General features: G+C 50.6%; 15 protein-coding genes. 13 read left to right on the top strand and 2 right to left on the bottom strand.

Features of this window, described 5'->3' with window-relative positions; translation table 11 throughout:
• Positions 1 to 98: 98 nt before the first annotated feature.
• Positions 99 to 2,273 (bottom strand): M3 family metallopeptidase, encoded by a 2,175-nt coding sequence (locus CWE15_RS00115; RefSeq protein ID WP_126756036.1) that lies wholly within the window; start codon positions 2,271 to 2,273, stop codon positions 99 to 101.
• Positions 2,274 to 2,455: 182 nt separating this feature from the next.
• Between CWE15_RS00115 and rlmJ the strand changes: the two genes are divergently transcribed.
• The 13 genes from rlmJ (at position 2,456) to CWE15_RS00050 (ending at position 18,971) form a co-directional block, all read left to right on the top strand.
• On the top strand, positions 2,456 to 3,307 hold the full coding sequence (gene rlmJ, locus CWE15_RS00110) for a 23S rRNA (adenine(2030)-N(6))-methyltransferase RlmJ (RefSeq protein ID WP_157980680.1): 852 nt from the start codon (positions 2,456 to 2,458) through the stop codon (positions 3,305 to 3,307).
• A gap of 12 nt (positions 3,308 to 3,319) precedes the next feature.
• Entirely contained in the window at positions 3,320 to 5,305 is a 1,986-nt protein-coding gene (locus CWE15_RS00105; protein WP_126756034.1) for a bifunctional 2',3'-cyclic-nucleotide 2'-phosphodiesterase/3'-nucleotidase, read from the top strand.
• Positions 5,306 to 5,447: 142 nt separating this feature from the next.
• Positions 5,448 to 5,945, top strand: a complete 498-nt coding sequence (locus CWE15_RS00100) for an Mpo1 family 2-hydroxy fatty acid dioxygenase (protein ID WP_126756033.1) — start codon at positions 5,448 to 5,450, stop codon at positions 5,943 to 5,945.
• 260 nt (positions 5,946 to 6,205) lie between these two features.
• Complete coding sequence (locus tag CWE15_RS00095; RefSeq protein WP_198674948.1) at positions 6,206 to 7,420, top strand: OmpA family protein; 1,215 nt, start codon at positions 6,206 to 6,208, stop codon at positions 7,418 to 7,420.
• Positions 7,421 to 7,502: 82 nt separating this feature from the next.
• Positions 7,503 to 9,914: a zinc-dependent metalloprotease gene (locus tag CWE15_RS00090; protein ID WP_126756031.1), complete on the top strand. Its 2,412-nt coding sequence runs from the start codon at positions 7,503 to 7,505 to the stop codon at positions 9,912 to 9,914.
• A gap of 134 nt (positions 9,915 to 10,048) precedes the next feature.
• Positions 10,049 to 11,233 (top strand): acyl-CoA dehydrogenase, encoded by a 1,185-nt coding sequence (locus CWE15_RS00085; RefSeq protein ID WP_126756030.1) that lies wholly within the window; start codon positions 10,049 to 10,051, stop codon positions 11,231 to 11,233.
• A gap of 3 nt (positions 11,234 to 11,236) precedes the next feature.
• Positions 11,237 to 13,426: a thiamine pyrophosphate-dependent enzyme gene (locus CWE15_RS00080; protein WP_241971818.1), complete on the top strand. Its 2,190-nt coding sequence runs from the start codon at positions 11,237 to 11,239 to the stop codon at positions 13,424 to 13,426.
• The gene (locus CWE15_RS00075) at positions 13,423 to 14,472 is read left to right on the top strand and encodes an ACP S-malonyltransferase (RefSeq protein WP_126756029.1); all 1,050 of its coding nucleotides are present in this window, start codon (positions 13,423 to 13,425) and stop codon (positions 14,470 to 14,472) included. The genes CWE15_RS00080 and CWE15_RS00075 overlap by 4 nt, the downstream gene beginning before the upstream one ends.
• A gap of 48 nt (positions 14,473 to 14,520) precedes the next feature.
• Positions 14,521 to 15,081, top strand: a complete 561-nt coding sequence (locus CWE15_RS00070; protein ID WP_126756028.1) for a TMEM165/GDT1 family protein — start codon at positions 14,521 to 14,523, stop codon at positions 15,079 to 15,081.
• Between the two features lie 10 nt (positions 15,082 to 15,091).
• Positions 15,092 to 16,048, top strand: a complete 957-nt coding sequence (locus tag CWE15_RS00065) for a YeiH family protein (protein ID WP_126756027.1) — start codon at positions 15,092 to 15,094, stop codon at positions 16,046 to 16,048.
• Between the two features lie 15 nt (positions 16,049 to 16,063).
• Positions 16,064 to 16,939: a putative RNA methyltransferase gene (locus tag CWE15_RS00060; protein ID WP_126756026.1), complete on the top strand. Its 876-nt coding sequence runs from the start codon at positions 16,064 to 16,066 to the stop codon at positions 16,937 to 16,939.
• Between the two features lie 95 nt (positions 16,940 to 17,034).
• Entirely contained in the window at positions 17,035 to 18,399 is a 1,365-nt protein-coding gene (hemN, locus tag CWE15_RS00055; protein ID WP_126756025.1) for an oxygen-independent coproporphyrinogen III oxidase, read from the top strand.
• A gap of 5 nt (positions 18,400 to 18,404) precedes the next feature.
• Positions 18,405 to 18,971 carry a gamma-glutamylcyclotransferase gene (locus CWE15_RS00050; RefSeq protein WP_126756024.1) on the top strand — a complete coding sequence of 189 codons (567 nt, stop codon included), beginning with the start codon at positions 18,405 to 18,407 and terminating at the stop codon, positions 18,969 to 18,971.
• On the opposite strand, the gene CWE15_RS00045 is transcribed toward CWE15_RS00050, so the two are convergent.
• Positions 18,968 to 19,723, bottom strand: coding sequence for a sulfite exporter TauE/SafE family protein (locus CWE15_RS00045; RefSeq protein ID WP_338022880.1), 756 nt, complete (start codon positions 19,721 to 19,723; stop codon positions 18,968 to 18,970). The genes CWE15_RS00050 and CWE15_RS00045 overlap by 4 nt on opposite strands.
• Positions 19,724 to 19,739 lie beyond the last annotated feature (16 nt).

Below are 19,739 nucleotides of genomic sequence, written 5' to 3'. Positions count from 1 at the left end.
TCAGTATTAGCAATAAAAAGCCTCTGGTCAAACCTCAAGTGAAATAAAAAAGGAGCAACCGAAGTTGCTCCTTTTAGTGGTTCACAGTGAACTGTTATTTATTCAGCGTCTGGGTCAAGTAAACCGCGGCTGATTAACAGGTGACGTGTGTCTGGCTCTTGACCTCGGAAGTCAATGTACAAGTCAAGGGCTTCCTTGGTGCCACCTTTTGAAAGAATATGCTCACGATAGTCTTTCAGTGCTTGGCTACCAATACCGCCGTCAGCTTTTACGTATGCGAAGGCGTCAGAAGCTAATACGTCAGACCACATGTACGCGTAGTATGAAGACGCATAACCGCCAGAAAATACGTGCGAGAAATAACCTGAACGGTAACGAGGTGGTACATAGCTTAGGTCCATACCGTACTTCGCAAGAGCTTGCTGTTCGAAGGCTTCAACATCGGCAATGTGCTCGCCTTTTTCTAGGGCATGGTACTCAAGGTCTAGTAAGGCTGCTGCCATGTACTCAAGGGTATTAAAGCCTTGGTTAAAGCTCATCGCATCAAGCACTTTTTCAAGTAGTTCTTCAGGAATTGGCTCACCTGTTTCGTAATGCTTGGCAAAGTTCGGCAAAATTTTCGGATCGAGGGCAAAGCCTTCGTGGAACGTAGAAGGTGACTCTACGAAATCACGTGGCACGGCAGTACCTGAAAGTGTGTTGTAGTAAACGTCAGAGAATAAACCGTGTACGCCATGGCCCATTTCATGGAACATAGTGCTTACGTTGTCCCAAGAAATCAGCGTTGGCTGACCTTCAGGTGCTTTTGGAATGTTCATCACGTTGTACACAACTGGCTTGGTGTTCTCAAGGTGCGACTGCTTCACGAAGGAGCTCATCCAAGCGCCACCACGCTTGCCGTCACGGGCAAAGTAGTCGGCGTAGAAAATACCCATGCTTGAACCGTCTTTGTCGAACACTTCGTATACTTCAACGTCTGGGTGGTAACCAGGTAGGTCGTTACGACGCTCAAAACGAATGCCGTACACTTGGCCCATGCCGTAGAATAGACCGTCCTGTAGAACACGGTTGTACTCGAAGTATTGCGCTACTTCTGCCGGGTCTAGGTTGTAGTCTGCTTCACGAACGCGCTCAGCATAAAATTCCCAGTCCCATGGTTTCAGCTCATGGTCCATGCCCATGGTCTTAATTTGTTCGCGTAGGCGGTTGGCTTCACGCTCCACCTGGTCAAGCACCGCAGGCACCATGTCCACAAGCATTTTACGTGCACGCTCAGGAGTTTGAATCATCGCCGCTTCTAGGCGGTAATGGCCAAAGCTGTCGTAGCCAAGAATGGCTGCTTTTTCAGCACGTAATTCAGCTAAGCGAGCAATAATAGGGCGGTTGTCAATGCCACCGTCACGGCCTAAACCACGGTAAGCCGATGCTTCCCACAGTTTTTTACGCGCGTCACGGTTTGTCATTTGCGCAAGTGCCGCTTGACGGGTGGTATTGCTTAGGCTTAATACGTACTTACCTTCCATGCCCATATCAGCAGCGCGTTTCGCGGCGTTTTGAATAGTGGCGTCAGACAAGCCAGCTAACTCTTCAACTGAGTCGAAAACAGGGGCACGTTCGGAAGCGACAGCCAGTACGTTACGCTGGAATTCAGTGGTAAGAGAAGACTCTTCTTTGTTGAGCGCACGAATTTGTTCCATTTGCTCAGCAGTTAAGTTCGCACCGGCACGCACAAAGCGCTCGTGGTACACCTCAACCAAACGCTTGCTTTCTGCGTCTAGGCCAAGGTTGTCGCGGTTTTGGTAAATGCTATCAACGCGCGCAAATAGGTCTTTGTTTAAGTAAATGTCGTCATTGTGAGAAGACATTTTTGGAGCTAGCTCGCCTTGTAGTTGGCGAATGGTTTCATTGCTAGTAGACGACGCCATAGCGTAGAAAACAGCAGACACACGGCCAAGTAACTTGCCGCTTTGCTCCATGGCTAAAATGGTGTTGTCGAAGGTAGGAGCTTCAGGGTTCGTGGCAATCGCACGAATTTCTGCAGCATGCTGCGACATACCTGCCGCGAAAGCTGGCGCATAGTCTGCATCACTAATTTTGGTGAAGTCAGGAGCACCATATTGCAATGTGCTCACAGCATAAAATGGGTTGCTCATATCGAGTTGAACCACAGCTTCAGCGTCTTGAGTTGCTTCCGAAACTTGGTTGTCATAGCTTGTGCAAGCGCCCAGGGTAACAGCTAACCCGACCGCTGCGGCTATCATTGATAAACGCATGGTGCTCTCTCCTCATTTAATAGAACGGCATGCCAGCGATGCCGACTGCCTATGCAACGCAATAACATAGCAGGGTGTAGGCCTTCGCTCAATCTATTCCGCTACGGCTGAACCCGCGAAAGACGACATTTGGTCGTAAAAAGGGTAGGCTATGGCCAATTCAAATCGATGTGATGTTTCGAATGCTTAGTTATCAACATGGTTACCATGCGGGGAACCCCGCAGACATACATAAGCACCTTACGCTTGTAACTGTTAGCGAGTACTTACTAAAAAAGCCGGCGGGTATTCACTTCTACGACACCCACGCAGGGAAAGGTCTGTACAGTTTGCAAGACAGTCAGGCGCAAAAGCGGCAAGAGTACCTGGCCGGGGTACAACAACTGGTGCAGTTGCGAGAAAACCTACCTGCCGACCCATGGTCGTTCTTTTTTACTCAGCTCGACGCATTGCATGGGGGCAAGGTTACCCCAGAAAACTTGCAGTACTACCCGGGTTCGCCCCATTGGGTGTCGGCCTTACGCCGTACGCAAGACCAACATACAGTATTCGAACTCCATCCAGGCGAACACCAGCAATTAGCCGAGCTACACCCTAACCATACGGGCTACGTGGTGCATGGCGACGGCTTAAGTGGCGTAGTGAATATGCTGCCGCCGCGTCTACCACGCTTGCAAGTGCTTATTGACCCAGCCTACGAAGTGGCGAGTGAATACACAGATGTGGCAAGCACCGTTGAAGCTATTTTGAAAAAGTGCCGCCATGCCGTAGTAATGGTGTGGTACCCCCTACTAGCTGCAGAAAAACACCACGAACTATGCGAGCGCCTGACGCATGCGCTTGACGCACCTCTATTGCAGTCTGAATGGATCTATAAAGAGAAGCCTGAAGGCTGGGGCATGTACGGATCCGGAATGTTGGTGGTGAATCCACCTTGGGTATTGCAGCAGCAACTTACAGCGGCTTTGCAGCCCCTTGCAGAACAACTTGGTCAACCGGTCGAGCATCGCATGCTCCGCTATAACGCAGAATAAACGAGGTTAATTGTGAGTATAGTAACAATGAAAGCATGGATGCGTACAACGATTGTGGCTGCATTTGCTATGGCTGTGGTAGTAGGGTGTGGAAGCTTGTATGTCAATCAAACACCGACTCTACAGGTTCGGTTAATGGAAACGAGCGACTTGCATGCTTATATGCTTGGCTATGACTACACTCGCCAGCAAGCGACGCAAAGCTATGGTCTAGCCCATACGGCAGCTGTGATACATCAAGCCCGCGCTGAACAGCCAAATAACGTGTTGTTCGACAATGGCGACCTTATTCAAGGCAGCGCTTTGGGAGACTGGGTTGCCGAGCAAGGTGTAAGCTACTTACAAGAACATGTGCACCCTGTCATAGCCGCGCTGAACTACTTGCAGTACGACGCAGGCAACCTTGGCAACCACGAATTTAACTTCGGGTTAGACTTTCTGGAACAGACCTTGGCAGGTGCTCACTTCCCGTATGTCAGTGCCAATGTGTTTTATGCCGAAAATGCGCAGCAGGCAGGCATGCGCACGGAAGGCTGGGAGCGCCCGCTGGTGAACCCTTATACCATCCTCGAACGCAGCTTCACGGACACGAATGGCCAAGACCACACGCTGAAAATAGGTGTGCTTGGTTTGTTGCCTCCGCAAATTATGACCTGGGACGCCATGCACCTGAACGGTAAGGTGTATGTGCGCGACATGGTGGCGGCTGCACAGTATTATGTGCCTAAAATGCGCGCCGAAGGGGCAGACATTGTGGTCGCAATACCACACTCAGGGCTGAACGACCACGCGCGCTATCAAGAGTTTTCAGAACAGGCGTCTCGCCATATTGCGACAGTCCCGGGTATCGACGCCATTTTCTTTGGCCATCAGCACCGCCGATTCCCTGGCGACCAGAGTTACGACAACTTACCTGGTGTGGATAATACAAACGGTTTTATTTATGGCGTGCCCGCCGTATCTCCCGGCTATTGGGGAAGCCACTTAGGCATTATCGACTTAACTTTAGAGCAGGGTGAGAGTGGTTGGCAGGTGGTTCATGCAGCTCCAGAGCTACGTGGTATTACAGAAGCTTACGACGAGGAATTAGCAAAGCTGCTAACAGCGCAGCACGAAGCGACCGTGAATATGCTCAACGAGCCACTTACCGTTATTGATAAGCCAATAAATAGCTTTTTCGCCCGCGTGTTTCCGGACACCTCCACTTATATGATCAACCAAGCGCAAACTTGGTATGGCTTGAATTTACAAGAGCAGGGGGTGCTACCTGCGAACTTACCTGTATTGTCTGCTGCAGCCCCTTTTCGAAATGGCTTTCAAAGTGCCGACGACTACACAAATATTCCTGCGGGGCAGGTGACCCTTGGCCACTTGTCTGACTTATATGTGTACCCTAACTTACTGCAAGCAGTACAAGTAAGCGGCGCGCAATTGCGTGAGTGGCTTGAAATGTCGGCCCTTTCCTTTCATACTCTTGACCCACAAGAGGTAGCGCCACAACCGCTGTTTAGCGACTTTCCAAGCTTCAATTTCGACGTGATCTCTGGCATTGAATACAGCATTGATGTAACCCAGCCTGCGCGTTATCAAACCACTGGCGACTTAGCCAACCCGAATGCTCGCCGTATACAGGCACTGCGCTTTCAAGGAAAGCCCGTGCAGGACAGCGACCAGTTTATTGTGATGGTGAATAACTATCGAGCCGGTGGCGGTGGACACTTTCCTAGCTTGAACGGTGAAACCATTATCTATGAAGGGAGCAATGAAGTGAGGCAAGTCATTGCTCAATATGCCCGTGAGCAAGCCAAGCAGCATAACCAGCTGCTAGTGGAACCAACGAACAACTGGCGGCTGACGGCCTCAACGCCTGTTACAGCAGTGTTTCGCACGGCTTCAAGTGCAGCTGCAGAGGCTGAAGCTCAGAGATATACCAAATTAGAGGAGCGCGGTGTGAATGAGGCAGGTTACGCCATTTATCACATTGTGATTGAAAAGTAAGCAATAAAACTTGCGAAAGCCAATGACAGTGCTTATGCTGTGCATTGTATCTATGTGATATATGAAGAAAATAAATTGTTTTTAGGAAAACAACTTTAGGCAAAGCAACGAGCTTAAATAATAAGAAAGAAGGAATGCGACAATGAAGTCCATCGTTGAGCAGCTTGCGATGTATTCGTGCTATCACCGTGATAGTCGAAATATCACGACTCATATGCTTGGTATTCCTCTTATTGTTATTGCGTTGGCGAGCTTGCTAGGTCGGCCAGAGTGGGCTGTAAGTAGCCTGGTTGTCACACCGGCTCTTATTATCGCAGTGATAGGTGGCATCTATTACCTTCTGCTCGATATGATGCTTGGTGTGTTAATGGCGGTATTCCTTGGCCTGTGTGTATGGGCTGGCGCTGAAATTGCAGCATTAGAAACAAGCACCTGGTTAATCACTGGGGTTGGCTTATTTGTTGTTGGTTGGGTGTTGCAGTTTATAGGGCACGCTTATGAAGGGCGAAAACCTGCTTTTGTAGACGATATTATGGGGTTAGCAATAGGCCCACTTTTTATTGTCGCGGAAATAGTCTTTCTGCTAGGGTTAAGGAAGTCGCTGTACCGAGAAGTCGAGCACAAGGTACGTCAACAGTAGTCTAGGTGCCCATGTGCTTAGCAAAAGTTGATAATAAGTTGCTTTTGAAAAGAATTTGCAAGTAGTACTGTCGTTTTTTGCAATGTTTGTATAAAATAAGTGGTAAGCGTTTTATTGTTATTAGGCGACGTTTGAAGGCTGTAGTTAACTCACTTAAAGGATGTAAGTGTTAAGTGGTGTTTTAGTCTTTCTACTCCAGCTTGCTTAAACAATTTTTAAATTTAGCTAAGCGGAAAATGAAATATAAAAGGAATATTCATATGATTAAATCTGCCCGTTTTACGCTGCCTGCGCTGCTGGCAGGTGTCATGGCCGTCAGCCCACAGGCGTTGGCGTCTTTCGACAACGAAGAGCTATCTCTAGGTTTGCGCTTAGGTGTATATAACTTAGATAGCGCCCGTACATTCCCAACTGTTCCGTTGAGCAACATTGAAAGCGGCTTCAAAAACATTGCCCCCGGCATTCAATTAAACACCCCATTAACCAAGCATTGGTCTGTTCGCACCAGCTTAGACTACTTAAAAGCTGATGTTGAAAACGGCACTGGAAGTAAGTCTGGTTATAGTCTTGGTGTGGACGCGCTCTACAACCTAGACAACGGTGTTTACCTTGGCCCTGGTTTTGGTAGTGTGAAAGTTGGCTCTCATGTGACCCGTGCGTTCCGCGCAACAGCTGGTTTCCGCAAAGCCATCAACGACCGTTTGTACTGGTCGGGTGAATACAACTTCCTTTCAGGTGGTGGCTTCCAAGACCACGCGCTGATGTTTGGTCTTAACATGAGCTTTGGCGACAAAGGGCCGGCTATTGCACGCGTTAAAGCAGCGCAAGAAGAGCAAAAAGTGGCACGTGCAGGCACAGCGGCTCCAACAACTGCAACGTCAGGTTCAACGACAATGCCTACAGCTGAAGAACAAGGCATGTCAGCTACAGCGGGGAGTGCAGCCGAGCTAGGAGTATTGCCAGACGAAGAGTTAACTCCAAGAATACGTATGGCGTTAGCGCAAGTTGACCGTACCAGTGACGCTGACGGCGACGGCATTCCAGACTACCGTGATGTGTGCCCGAATACACCACGTGGTCATACGGTTGATGCGCGCGGTTGTAGTGTGTACGAAGAGCAGTCACAGGTTCACCACTTACGTGTAACCTTCGGTTTTGACTCTTCACGTGTTCCAGAGCGCTACTACGATGAAATTCGTGACCTAGCGGTACTTGTTGGTGTAAACCAAAGCCTAGACGTACTTATTGAAGGTCACACAGACTTAATTGGTACAGCTGAATACAACCAGGCATTATCAGAGCGCCGTGCTCAAGCCGTTGCTGATATCCTTATCAACCAATACGGAATTGACGCTTCACGCATTACAACCGTAGGTCATGGTATGGAAAAACCAGTTGTAAACCGCATTACCCTCGATGCCAACGCACGTAACCGTCGTATCGAAACGACAGTCAGTGTGACATCACGAGACTAATGCAACAAAGCATGCTAAAAAGGAGCCTTCGGGCTCCTTTTTTTATGTCTAAAAAATAATAACGATGAAGAGGAAGTAGTAAATGTTAAAGCGAATTCTAGCTGCATTTGTTGTGCTACTTGTAACAACAAGTGCAGTGAAATCAGAAACCATCGATAAGTTCACACAGGGCATGGAACAGCTAACTGGCTACTACACCCTGTATGTAGACAGCGCCAAAGACAAGGTTTACGTGCAAGTGCCACGACACACGGAACCTTTTCTATTTCAAAGCAGCTTACCGCGGGGGGTGGGCTCGAACGACTTAGGTCTTGACCGGGGACAACTAGGACGTACCCGCATTGTGCAGTTCAGCGTACATGGTGAACGTGTTTTGCTCACACAACAAAACACGACATACGTAGCCATTACAGAAAATGAAGCCGAGCGGCTAAGTGTACAAGAGGCCTTTGCTGAGTCTGTTCTATATGGTTTTGAGGTGGCCGCTAGTAATGACCAAGGCGTACTGATTGACTACACCCCCTTTTTAAAGTCAGACATTCACAATTTAGCCAACCGCCTGAAAGCTCAGAACGAAGGGAACTTCAAAGTAGACGCAAGCCGTTCGGTACTTTGGCTAGACAGAACCAAGTCGTTCCCTAAAAACACAGAGTTAGAAGCCAAAGTAACCTTTACCGGCGACAAAGCTGGGCGGTATGTACGTTCAGTCACTCCAGACGCAGCGGCCATCACCGTGCATATGCACCACTCGTTTGTTGAATTGCCACCAGCAGGCTATACACCGCGCGCATTTCACCCGAACAGTGGTTACTACTCACGCGGTTTCCAAAACTATGCAGCACCATTAGGTGAAAGCATGGATGAACGCTTTATTGCACGCCATCGCTTAGAGAAGAAAAACCCAGAAGCTGAGCGTAGTGAAGCAGTGGAACCCATTGTGTACTACCTTGACCCAGGTGCGCCTGAGCCAGTTCGCAGTGCCTTACTTGACGGTGCACGGTGGTGGGCGCAGGCATTTGAACAGCTAGGCTACATAGATGCCTTTCGTGTAGAAATATTACCAGAAGACGCAGATCCTATGGATGTGCGCTACAACGTTATTCAGTGGGTACACCGTGCCACCCGAGGCTGGTCTTACGGGGCTTCAGTAGTGGACCCGCGCACCGGCGAAATTATTAAAGGCCATGTAAGCCTTGGCTCTTTACGCGTGCGTCAAGACATGTTGATCGCCCAAGGGGTGTTGCCTCCTTACGAAGCAGGGGTCGACACGGAAGCGCGCCTACAAGCCATTGAGGACATGGCGATAAGCCGTATTCGCCAACTGTCTGCCCATGAAATTGGCCATACTCTAGGCATTGCTCACAACTTCGCTGCAAGCCCACAAAACCGAGCTTCAGTGATGGATTACCCACACCCCTTGATTGAGCTGGATGAAAACGGTGAACTCAGCATAGCGAATGCCTATGACTCGGGCTTAGGCCCCTGGGATATGTTTGCCGTCGCCTATGGCTACCAAGAGTTTGCGTCAGAAGAAGCAGAACGAGAAGGTTTAGCCACCTTGTTACAAGAGGCGGCAGACAAAGGCTATGCTTATATTTCCGACCGCGATGCGCGCCCAGTGGGTGGCGGCCATGCCACGGCACACTTATGGGACAACGGTGAAAGCCCAAGTGCCGAGCTTATGCGCATTGCCGATATTCGCCAGCGTATACTTGCCAACTTTGGTGCGCATAACCTAGCGCCAGGACGCCCCCTAGATGAGCTAGAACAAGTATTAGTGCCCATGTATTTACTGCACAGATACCAGGTAGACGCCACAGCGAAGCATATTGCTGGTATGCACTACCGTTATTATGTGAACGGTGAAGGGCCGGTGGATTACCGCCCGGTTTCGGGGACAGAACAAGCGCAGGCCTTAGCAGCGTTACTGCACACGCTGACCCCTGAGTTCCTGCAACTACCAGCGCATATTCAAGCCTTATTGGTGCCGAAAGCTATGGGCTCTTGGTCGTCGCGCGAAGACTTTAAAACCCGTATGGGCTTATTTAACGACCCAGTGACCATGGCAGAAGGCAGTGCGAACTTTACCTTAACCATGTTGTTAAACGCAGAGCGTTTAAATCGGCTGCATTGGCAAAGTCAGCAGCACAGCGACATTGCAGGGGTACAAAGCCTATTGCAGCAGTTGACGAATACAACCCTAGCCCCACTGAAAGACACCACAGACGCCATTGGCCAACGTGTCGCGTATGTCACTCTATACCGCATGGCTGAGACGATGAACAGTGAAGAAACAGCGCCAGAAGTACGAGCCCTTGTGCGAGCAGAGCTGACCAAGCTGCATCAGCAGCTTGACCGGGACAGTCGTAAACGCCGTTTTGCCAGCAAACAGGCTGCAGCCCACCTTGCTCACTGCTTAGCGGAATTACTAAGCACAGGCGAGTGGCCAGAAAGCTTCACTGCGGTTGAATTGCCACCAGGATCACCTATTTAAAGGCAAAGCTCCGACCAGTAAAAACTTAGCTGAATACCGCATTTGGCTTATAGCAAGTTGCTCATAAATATGGCTATAGTAGACACACTATAGCCATGTATGGCCTGAATGATTTCTATAAACCAGAGGTTCCTATGAGCAAGCTTCGCCCTTCTTTTAATTGGCAAGACCCTTTCCAATTCGACTCCATGTTAACTGACGAAGAACGCATGATCCGCGACAGCGCGCATGCCTATTGTCAGGAAAAGCTGATGCCGCGTGTATTAACCGCAAACCGTGAAGAGCGTTTCGACCGAGACATCATGACAGAAATGGGTGAGCTAGGCCTGTTAGGAGCTACCTTGCCAGAAGAATATGGTGGGGCAGGCGTCAGTGACGTGTGCTACGGCCTTATAGCCCGTGAAGTGGAACGTGTAGACAGTGGCTACCGTAGCGCTATGAGCGTACAAAGCTCGCTGGTTATGTACCCAATTTATACTTTTGGCAGTGAAGAACAGCGCAAAAAATACCTCCCGAAACTAGCTACCGGCGAGTATGTGGGCTGCTTTGGACTAACCGAGCCTGACTCAGGTTCAGACCCTGCCAGCATGACCACGCGCGCGACAAAAGTGGAAGGCGGTTACCGCCTGACAGGTAATAAAATGTGGATAACCAACAGTCCTATTGCCGATGTGTTTGTGGTGTGGGCCAAATTAGACGGTGTTATTCGTGGGTTTGTTTTGGAAAAAGGCATGGAAGGTCTGTCTGCACCCAAAATTGAAGGCAAGTTTAGTTTGCGCGCTTCTATTACCGGTGAAATTGTCATGGACAACGTGTTTGTGCCGGAAGAAAACATGTTCCCTGACATTACAGGCTTAAAAGGTCCTTTTAGCTGCTTGAATAAAGCGCGTTACGGTATTGCTTGGGGGGCTTTAGGTGCCGCTGAGTTCTGCTGGCATGCCGCACGTCAGTATACCTTAGACAGAAAGCAGTTCGGGCGGCCCTTGGCGGCGAATCAGCTGATTCAGAAAAAGCTGGCGGACATGCAAACAGAAATTCATATTAGCTTGCTCGCTGCTCTACAAGCGGGTCGCATGGCCGAGGCAGGCATACTGGCACCAGAAACCATTAGTTTAATTAAGCGAAACAGTTGCGGAAAGGCCCTCGATATAGCGCGTGTGGCTCGGGACATGCACGGTGGCAATGGTATTGCCGACGAATTCCACGTTATTCGCCATGTCATGAACCTGGAAGCCGTTAACACCTACGAAGGCACTCACGACGTGCATGCGCTGATTTTAGGGCGAGCACAAACGGACATCGCAGCGTTTGGCAATTAATGTATGACTTTATATGAGCGCTTAATGGCGGGGCTGTTTGACCAGCCCTTGGTGGACCTGAAGGCTGCGTTTGCGCCACTGCCTTCATTGCAAAGTTTAGGCTTAAGCAAGCAAGAGGTGTTCGACATAGTCGACAGCCAGTTAACCAGCCGCTTGCTCGATGTGCATAGCCGCGAGCTACAGGCGGCAGGCGAAAGCTTTTACACCATAGGCTCTGCCGGCCATGAGAATAATGCGGCCATAGCCGCAGCATTCCGCCCCAATGACATGGCGTTTCTGCATTACCGCAGCGGCGCCTTTTTTATCCAACGGCAACGACAAAAACCAGGGAGTACCCCGGTTCACGACATGTTGCTTAGCTTTGCCGCAAGTGCCGACGACCCCATTTCGTCGGGCCGACACAAAGTATTAGGCAGTTTTGACCACTATGTACCGCCACAAACCAGCACCATAGGCTCGCACTTGCCGAAAGCTATGGGCATGGCCTATAGCATTGGTTTGGCAAAACGTATAAATCATAGGGGGCAGGTGCCAAACGACAGTGTTGTGTTGTGCAGCTTTGGCGATGCCTCCGCCAACCACAGCACCACCCAAGGGGCTATTAATGCTGCCTGTTGGGCCGCTTATCAAAGCGTGCCAGTGCCCGCTGTTCTTGTGTGTGAGGACAACGGCATTGGGATCAGTACCGCCACCCCCCACCGGTGGATCGAGTCGAGCTTTGGTCATCGGCCTGGCATGGACTATATCAGCTGTGACGGTCGTAATTTACTGGACGTGTACCGAGCTTCGAAAGAAGCTGAACGGGTGGCACGCAGGCTGCGTAAGCCTGTATTTCTTCACATGCGTTGTGTTCGTTTATATGGTCATGCAGGCTCCGACGCGGAAATGACCTACTTGTCAAAAGAACAGATTGCCCACAACGAAGCCCAAGACCCTTTACGGTTCAGTTTAGCGCTGCTTGCGCACCTAGGCATTGCTGACCAAGCAAGCATGCGACAACATACGGAGCAGTTATACCAGCGCATTCTTGCCGTAGGGCGCAAAGCAATAGCACAGCCCAAACTAGCCGACGCCGCAGAGGTTATGGCCCATATTGCACCCGAGCGACCAGAGCAACCGATACCACCGGCGGCGACGGGTGAAACACGCGCCCGTTTGTTTGGGCATGAGAAGCACAATCTCGGCAAGCCACAAACACTGAATAAGCTGTTGAACTGGGCGTTGCTCGACCTGATGCATCAATATCCTCACTTGGTGATGGCGGGCGAGGACATTGGTAAGAAGGGTGGGGTATACGGCGTGACCAACCGGCTGGTGAACAGCTTTGGCCCAAACCGGGTTATTAACACCTTGCTCGATGAACAGAGCATTTTAGGCCTGGGTATTGGCATGGCCCATAATGGCTTTTTACCTATGCCCGAAATTCAGTTTTTGGCCTACGTGCATAACGCCGAAGACCAAATTCGCGGGGAAGCGGCAACACTCCAGTTCTTTAGCTCGGGCCAATACAGCAACCCTATGGTAATTCGTATCGCCGGTTTGGCTTATCAAAAAGGCTTTGGTGGCCACTTCCATAACGACAATAGCTTTACCGTATTCCGAGATTTGCCGGGTGTGGTGCTGGTATGCCCGTCCAATGGTGCCAGTGGCGCTAAACTGTTACGAGAAGCGGTGCGTCTTGCCGAAGAGCAAAAGCGCGTCGTAGTGTTTTTAGAGCCCATCGCACTGTATAACACCAAGGACCTGCATACACCGGGAGACAATGGCTGGATGCGGGACTACCCCGAACCAACCGAGCGAATTGCCTTTGGCGAAGTCAGCACAGAAGGGCAAGGCACCGACTTGGCTATTGTCAGTTATGGCAACGGCTTTTATTTAAGCTGCCAGGCGCAAAAACAGCTCGCCGAACAGGGAATTCAGTCTCGCGTGGTGGACCTAAACTGGTTACATCCGTTGCCTATGGAGTCTCTGTTACAGGCCATAGCGCCCTGTGAAAAGGTGCTGATTGTAGACGAATGCCGAAAAACAGGCTCTCTTTCGGAAGAACTCATCACCCGCTTGCAAGAGGCCGGAGACTCGACGCAAAAAGTGCAAAGGTTAACCGCCGACGACAGCTTTATTCCCTTAGCCAAAGCGGCGTACCACGTGCTACCCAGCGTGGAGAGCATTGTAGAAAAGGCGAAACAGTTATGAGTAAAGCAAAAAAACGCGCTGTTGTTGTTTGTCCAGGTCGTGGTACTTACAACCGGGGCGAGTTAGGTTACTTTCATAAACACCACAGCGACAAGCAGAGTATGTTGGCCCGCTTCGACGCGCAGCGTCAGCAGCAGGGGTTGGCTACCTTGCAAAGCTTGGACAGTGCGAAGACTTTTAAAAGCCGAGAACACTTGCAAGCAGAAAACGCCGCGCCGCTTATTTACAGCTGTGCTTATGGCGACTACCTGAGCGTTAACCAAGAAGAATACGAGGTGGTTGCAGTCACCGGCAATAGCATGGGCTGGTACATCGCCCTCGCGTGTGCGGGGGCGCTTAATGCGGATAAAGGCTTTGAATTAGTGTCTGGCATGTCAGCCCTTACGCAAGGGGCCGACTTGGGTGGCCAGCTTATTTATCCTTTGGTCGATGAGAGCTGGCAACCTAGTGCGGCCAACCGCAGTGCCATAGAAAGCGTGATTGAGACCTCTCAAGGGAGTAGCGAAGACACCCTGTATTGGTCCATTGAGTTTGGCGGGTATGCGGTACTGGCCGGAAGCCATGGGGCCATTCGTCAGGCCATGCAAAGTTTACCTCCGCTTGAGGGGGTTTACCCCTTGGAGTTACCAGGGCACAGTGCGTTCCATACCAAGTTAATGGAGCGAGCCAGCCAGCACGCTTTTGACACCTTCGCCACGGACTTTTTCCAAGCGCCAGACATTCCTTTAATTGATGGCCATGGCAAAGTGTGGCACCCAGCAGGCACCCAAGCTGATGCGCTACGCCAGTACACCTTGGACACACAAGTTACCCAAACCTACAACTTTACCCAAGCCATAAACGTGGCCTTAAAAGAGTTTGCACCCGACGTGCTCATACTCACAGGCCCAGGCAGCACCATGGGTGGTGCGGTTGCGCAAGTCATGATTGCACAAGGCTGGCAAGGTCTAGAAAACAAAGCTGACTTTATTGCCCGGCAAGGTGCAGAACCTGTGCTGCTTGCCATGGGCATGGACGGGCAGCGGCAACAAGCAGTCAAAGAATAGCGTATAATAACGCTCTCATAAGCTGCTCATTGAGTAAGGTGTACTGTTGTGGAAGCATTTTGGATGTCGTTAGCTACGGTTGGTCTGGCAGAAGTAGGGGACCGATCCATGTTTTTAGCGCTATTGCTGGGTTTACGCAAACAGCGCTTAGTGCCTATTTTCCTCGGTATGTCCTTGGGAGTGACTGCGAATTTAGCCGTGGCCGGTATGATTGGCATGGTGCTGTTTAGCTGGTTTGAAGGCAGCTGGCATCAGTGGCTTATGGGCTTGGTCTTTATTGGTATGGGTATTTGGATGCTAATGCCAGAAAAGGAAGACGAGGTACAAGGCATTTCGGCCCAGGGTGCCTTTTGGGCCGCAGCCGTACTTTTCTTTATTTCCGAAATGGCAGACAAAACCCAACTTGCGGTCGTGGCACTTGCGGGTAACTTTCAAGCCTTCTTTCCTGTGGTGCTTGGCGGGGCCTTAGGTTTGTTGTTGGTTACAGGCCCGGCGCTGTGGTTTGGTAACCGCTTTGCCGAACGCTTGCCTATTAAACTTATTCAACGCATGGGTGCTGTGCTATTCTTCGGTTTTGGCTTATTTGTTCTTGCTCAAGCAGCAAGTTAGAAGAAAACATATGCGTCCACAGGTCATTTCCTTAAAACATATTATTTTCGTTTTTGTCGGCTTGCTTTGCTTCACGCCCTTATTAAGCGCGCCCTTGGCGTTGCTAATAGGCTTAGCTATGGCTTTAGCCGGTTTTGTTCCTACCCATATCAATCTGCAAGCTCTACTAAAGAAATCCTTGGCCTGGTCCATTGTCGGTATGGGGTTTGGAGTGAGCCTGACGGCGGCTTTAAATAGCAGCTTAACCTATTTACCGTTGCTGGCCATTTCCATTATTGCAACGCTGGTACTGGCCCGTGTCGGTACCGCTGTGCTGGGCATAGAAAAGCCCACAGGGCAGCTTATTGGAGCCGGTACCGCCATTTGTGGAGGCAGCGCTATTGCCGCTGTAGCTGCTGCTATACAAGCACAGGGCAAGCACATTGCCGTGGCGCTAGGCTGTGTTTCTTTGCTCAACGCCGTGGCGTTGTGGGTGTTCCCGTGGACAGGTCAGTTACTAGGGCTCAGTCAGCATCAATTTGGGGTGTGGGCGGCCTTGGCCATTCACGACACGTCTTCGGTTGTGGGCGCAGCTAGTGCCTATGGCCGTGAAGCCTTAGAGCTAGCCACCACTTTAAAATTAACTCGGGCGCTTGCTATTGTGCCGCTGGCGCTATTTTTTAGTTGGGTGTTTGCTCGTCAGTCAAACCAAGCAGGCGCGGTGAAAACCAAGGCCTCGGTTCCTCTGTTTATTGTGTTCTATGTGGTGGCCATGCTTGTGGCTCACTTTTTCCCCCAAGGCGAAGCCGTGTATGGGGTTGTTTTTGACCTAGCCAAACGCCTCTTGGTGGCTAGTTTGTATCTCGTAGGTGCCACACTGTCGATTGCTACTATTAAAGCCGCCGGAGCACGGCCTATGCTCTTGGCTATTTTCCTGTGGGTGTTTATTTCTTCAGGCACCTTGGCCTGGGTGTACTACCTGGTTTAACGTTTGGAGTAGCGAATGGACACCTTACAGCCCTTTCATGCCTTATGTTGTCCACTCGACCAACAGCCGCTGCTGGCCAATGAGCAGGGTTGGTCTTGTCCTCAAGGGCATCAGTTTGACAGGGCCAAACAAGGCTATGTGCATTTGCTGCCAGTTCAGCGAAAACGCTCCCGCGACCCAGGCGACAGCAAAGACATGGTACAGGCGCGCAAACGCTTTTTAGAAGCCGGTTATTACCAGCCAGTCGCCAGCACCTTGGCCCAATTAGTCCATCAGCATTTAAAGCAAGCGGAGCAAGACCAACCAGCCTACCTAGACGCAGGTTGTGGTGAAGGCTATTACTTGCAGCAGTTTATAGAGCATACGCAAAACCAAGGCACAAGGGAGGCGGGCGAGGCTAGCTGCACCCTGTTGGGGCTCGACATTTCAAAGTGGGCCATGCAAGTGGCTGCACGCCGTAGCCGTCAGGTGCAGTGGGTGGTCGCTTCGAACGCCGCTTTGCCAGCTCCTGCGAACAGCTTCGACGTGATTAGCTCGGTGTTTGGTTTTCCCATGTATGAAGAATTTGCGCGGGTGTTAAAGCCGCATGGGCTGTTGCTGGTGATTGAGCCTGGGCCTGAGCACTTGCACGAACTGCGCCAAATTATTTATCCGGAACTTACTGAGCAGGAAGCACAGAAAGAGCCAAATCGCGGGCCCTTTACGGTAGCCAGCACTACCCCGATACGGTTTCAGTGCCTCGTCCAAAGCACTGAGCATATTCTCGACTTATTAGCGATGACACCCCATGTGCACCGGATAACGCCAGAAGCGCACGCCCGTTTGTCGGGGCTGAGTGAATTACAAATAACCGTCGACATGCGCTGCCAGTTGCTCACTCTGACTGAATAACCCGACCAAGCCTTGTGGCAGATCAACGAATTGCTAAATGCAGAGCGTATAGTACAGGCTCGAACATAAAGTAAGCCGTTGCAAGAGAGGGTGACATGCGGGGACTAACCTGGGACGCAGAGCTAATTCAGAGATACAACATCAATGGACCTCGGTATACCTCATACCCGACGGCCTTGTCGTTGGTGGAACCCTTTGCCCTTGACCAGGTGAAAGCAGCCCTTGCTAGCAGTAACCAACGGTTAAGCCTTTATATTCATTTGCCTTTTTGCCATAAGCTTTGCTATTACTGCGGCTGTAATAAAGTGATTACGCGACATCAGCATAAGGCAGATGACTATTTAACCCTGCTAGAGCAGGAAATGCTCCTTTATAAACCGCTTATTGCTCACCGAGGCGTCGGAGCCTTGCACCTTGGGGGCGGTACGCCTACTTTTTTAACAGAGCAACAGCTAAGTCGGCTTATGGCCATGCTGGAAGCGCATCTAGACCTAGACGTGCATGCAGGGCATGAAATTAGCATTGAAATAGACCCACGTAGCTGTTCTTTGGAAAAGCTGGCACATTTGCGAACGCTGGGTTTTAACCGAGTAAGTTACGGGGTGCAAGACCTCGACGACAAAGTGCAAATAGCTATTAACCGCGTACAAGAAGAGCCCATGCTCAATGCCATTATTCGGCGTTCACAAGAGCTTGGGTTTAACTCCATTAACTTAGACCTTATTTACGGCTTACCGCTGCAAACACCCGCGTCTTTCGAGCGCACCTTAGCAAAAACCATTGAATGGGGCCCCGACCGCATTTCATTGTTTAGCTATGCCCATTTACCAAGCCGCTTTGCTTCCCAGCGTAAAATTAAAGAAGACACCATGCCCACCGCCGACACTAAGCTGGCCCTGTTGCAGCTCGGCATTGAGCGTTTTACCGAAGCGGGTTATCAGTGCATCGGGATGGACCATTTTGCCAAACCAACCGACGAACTGGCCCAAAAGCAACGAGCAGGGGAGCTACAACGTAACTTCCAAGGCTATACCACCCATGGCTCCAATGCTTTGCTGGGCCTGGGCGCTTCGTCTATTAGCCAAGTAGGCGGCGTTATTTGGCAGAACGAAAAAGAACTCAAACAATATTATGCGCCGATTGAGCAAGGGCAGCTGCCGGTGATTAAAGGGGTGAGTTTAAGCCACGACGACACTATACGTGCCGACTTAATTGCCGAACTTATTTGCCACTTTCATTTAGACACAGAAGCCTTTGCTAAAAAGTGGCAGCTTAACTTTGCCGACTATTTTGCAGAAAGCCTACAGCGTTTAACGCCCTTTATAACCGACGGCTTGGTGCGCCTTACCCCCGAGCGCATAGAAGTCACCGAAGCCGGACGCCTATTGGTACGCAGCATTTGTGCCGTGTTCGATGTATACTTACAGCAATCACAGGCGTCTTATTCGAAGGTTATTTAAGGACAATGCTCGACACACAAGCGATGAACCAAGCACAAGGCCAGCTAGTTGATGGGCAGCCCGTGTGGCTGTTTGGCTATGGCTCACTTATTTATAAAGTAGACTTCGACTACATAGAGCGCCGGCCTGCCCGAATCGACCATTGGGTGCGGCGTTTTTGGCAGGGCTCCCACGACCACCGCGGTACGCCAACTGCTCCCGGCCGGGTGGCCACGCTCATAGAACAGCCCGGCGCAAGCTGTGTGGGTATGGCGTATAAGGTTTCGCCGGACGTGTTTGGGCACCTAGACCACAGAGAAAAAAATGGCTACTTGCGCATTCAAACCCCGTTTCACTTTAGCGACGGCACGGAAGTTGAAGGCTTGGTGTATATTGCCGCCGAAGACAACAGCGCGTATTTAGGGCCGGCCCCGGAAGCCGAAATAGCGGCTCATATTGCCCGCTCGAAGGGCCCGAGTGGACCCAACGACGAGTATTTGCTAAAGCTTGCGGAAGCCCTGCGACAGCTCGAGGCGCAAGACGAACATGTGTTTGCTATTGAGCAGCACCTGCTGGCGATGCAAAACAACTAAAGAACGGAACGAACCAGAACAAACACACCCATAATCACCAAGAACACCGCAAAGCCTTTCTGTAGTTTTTGTTTTGGCAGGCGATGACCTATCCACACCCCCAGAAAGCTGCCCAGCACGCCACCGGCAATAATTAAACCTATAATGTTCCAGTCGAACACATAGTCGGTGGCGCTCAGTACTTCGTAATACTTAACAAACCCAACCACCGACTTAATGGCGATAATGAATAAGCTGGTGCCAATTGCAATAGGTAAGGTTAAGCCACCTAGTAGCACAAGGGCTGGCACAATCAGGAAGCCGCCGCCGACCCCCACAAAACCGGTAATAGCACCCACCACCAGGCCGTCGGCTATGACACGCAGCACTTTTATGTTTTGCTCTTCTGGGGCAATGCTCGAGGTCGTGTTGCGCCACATAAACACAGAAGCCACCAGCATGAGCACGACAAAAACCAATAGCTGCCAACGCGGGTCAGTGACACCACCAAGCCAAGCACCGCCGTAGGTTCCAAGCATGCCTGGAATACCAAAAAGCAGAACATGGGGCCAAGAAATCATGCCTTTACGTATTTGCAGCAAGCTACCTGAAAAGCTAATGGCCGCAACAATAAGGAGCGACGAGGCAATAGCAACATCCGCCGGCATGTGTACTAGGTATAGTAATACTGGCACGGTTAAAATAGAGCCGCCCGAGCCAAAAATTCCCAAGCTTAAGCCAATGAGAATGGCCCCTAGAATTGCGTTGATCATGACATACCCTTATACA

The sequence above is a fragment of the Aliidiomarina taiwanensis genome (genome assembly GCF_003987015.1).
Lineage (GTDB): Bacteria > Pseudomonadota > Gammaproteobacteria > Enterobacterales > Alteromonadaceae > Aliidiomarina > Aliidiomarina taiwanensis.
Note: the sequence above shows the minus strand (reverse complement) of the source record. Positions and strands in the feature narration are given on the sequence as shown.

What these genes read in the sequence shown, in the direction of transcription:
- CWE15_RS00075 (WP_126756029.1), top strand. Translation starts at nt 13,423, where the DNA reads ATGAGTAAAGCAAAAAAACGCGCTGTTGTTGTTTGTCCAGGTCGTGGT.
- rlmJ (WP_157980680.1), top strand. Translation starts at nt 2,456, where the DNA reads ATGCTTAGTTATCAACATGGTTACCATGCGGGGAACCCCGCAGACATA.
- CWE15_RS00060 (WP_126756026.1), top strand. Translation starts at nt 16,064, where the DNA reads ATGGACACCTTACAGCCCTTTCATGCCTTATGTTGTCCACTCGACCAA.
- CWE15_RS00050 (WP_126756024.1), top strand. Translation starts at nt 18,405, where the DNA reads ATGCTCGACACACAAGCGATGAACCAAGCACAAGGCCAGCTAGTTGAT.
- CWE15_RS00090 (WP_126756031.1), top strand. Translation starts at nt 7,503, where the DNA reads ATGTTAAAGCGAATTCTAGCTGCATTTGTTGTGCTACTTGTAACAACA.
- CWE15_RS00045 (WP_338022880.1), bottom strand. Translation starts at nt 19,723, where the DNA reads ATGATCAACGCAATTCTAGGGGCCATTCTCATTGGCTTAAGCTTGGGA.
- CWE15_RS00095 (WP_198674948.1), top strand. Translation starts at nt 6,206, where the DNA reads ATGATTAAATCTGCCCGTTTTACGCTGCCTGCGCTGCTGGCAGGTGTC.
- CWE15_RS00100 (WP_126756033.1), top strand. Translation starts at nt 5,448, where the DNA reads ATGAAGTCCATCGTTGAGCAGCTTGCGATGTATTCGTGCTATCACCGT.
- CWE15_RS00115 (WP_126756036.1), bottom strand. Translation starts at nt 2,273, where the DNA reads ATGCGTTTATCAATGATAGCCGCAGCGGTCGGGTTAGCTGTTACCCTG.
- hemN (WP_126756025.1), top strand. Translation starts at nt 17,035, where the DNA reads ATGCGGGGACTAACCTGGGACGCAGAGCTAATTCAGAGATACAACATC.
- CWE15_RS00085 (WP_126756030.1), top strand. Translation starts at nt 10,049, where the DNA reads ATGAGCAAGCTTCGCCCTTCTTTTAATTGGCAAGACCCTTTCCAATTC.
- CWE15_RS00065 (WP_126756027.1), top strand. Translation starts at nt 15,092, where the DNA reads ATGCGTCCACAGGTCATTTCCTTAAAACATATTATTTTCGTTTTTGTC.
- CWE15_RS00080 (WP_241971818.1), top strand. Translation starts at nt 11,237, where the DNA reads ATGACTTTATATGAGCGCTTAATGGCGGGGCTGTTTGACCAGCCCTTG.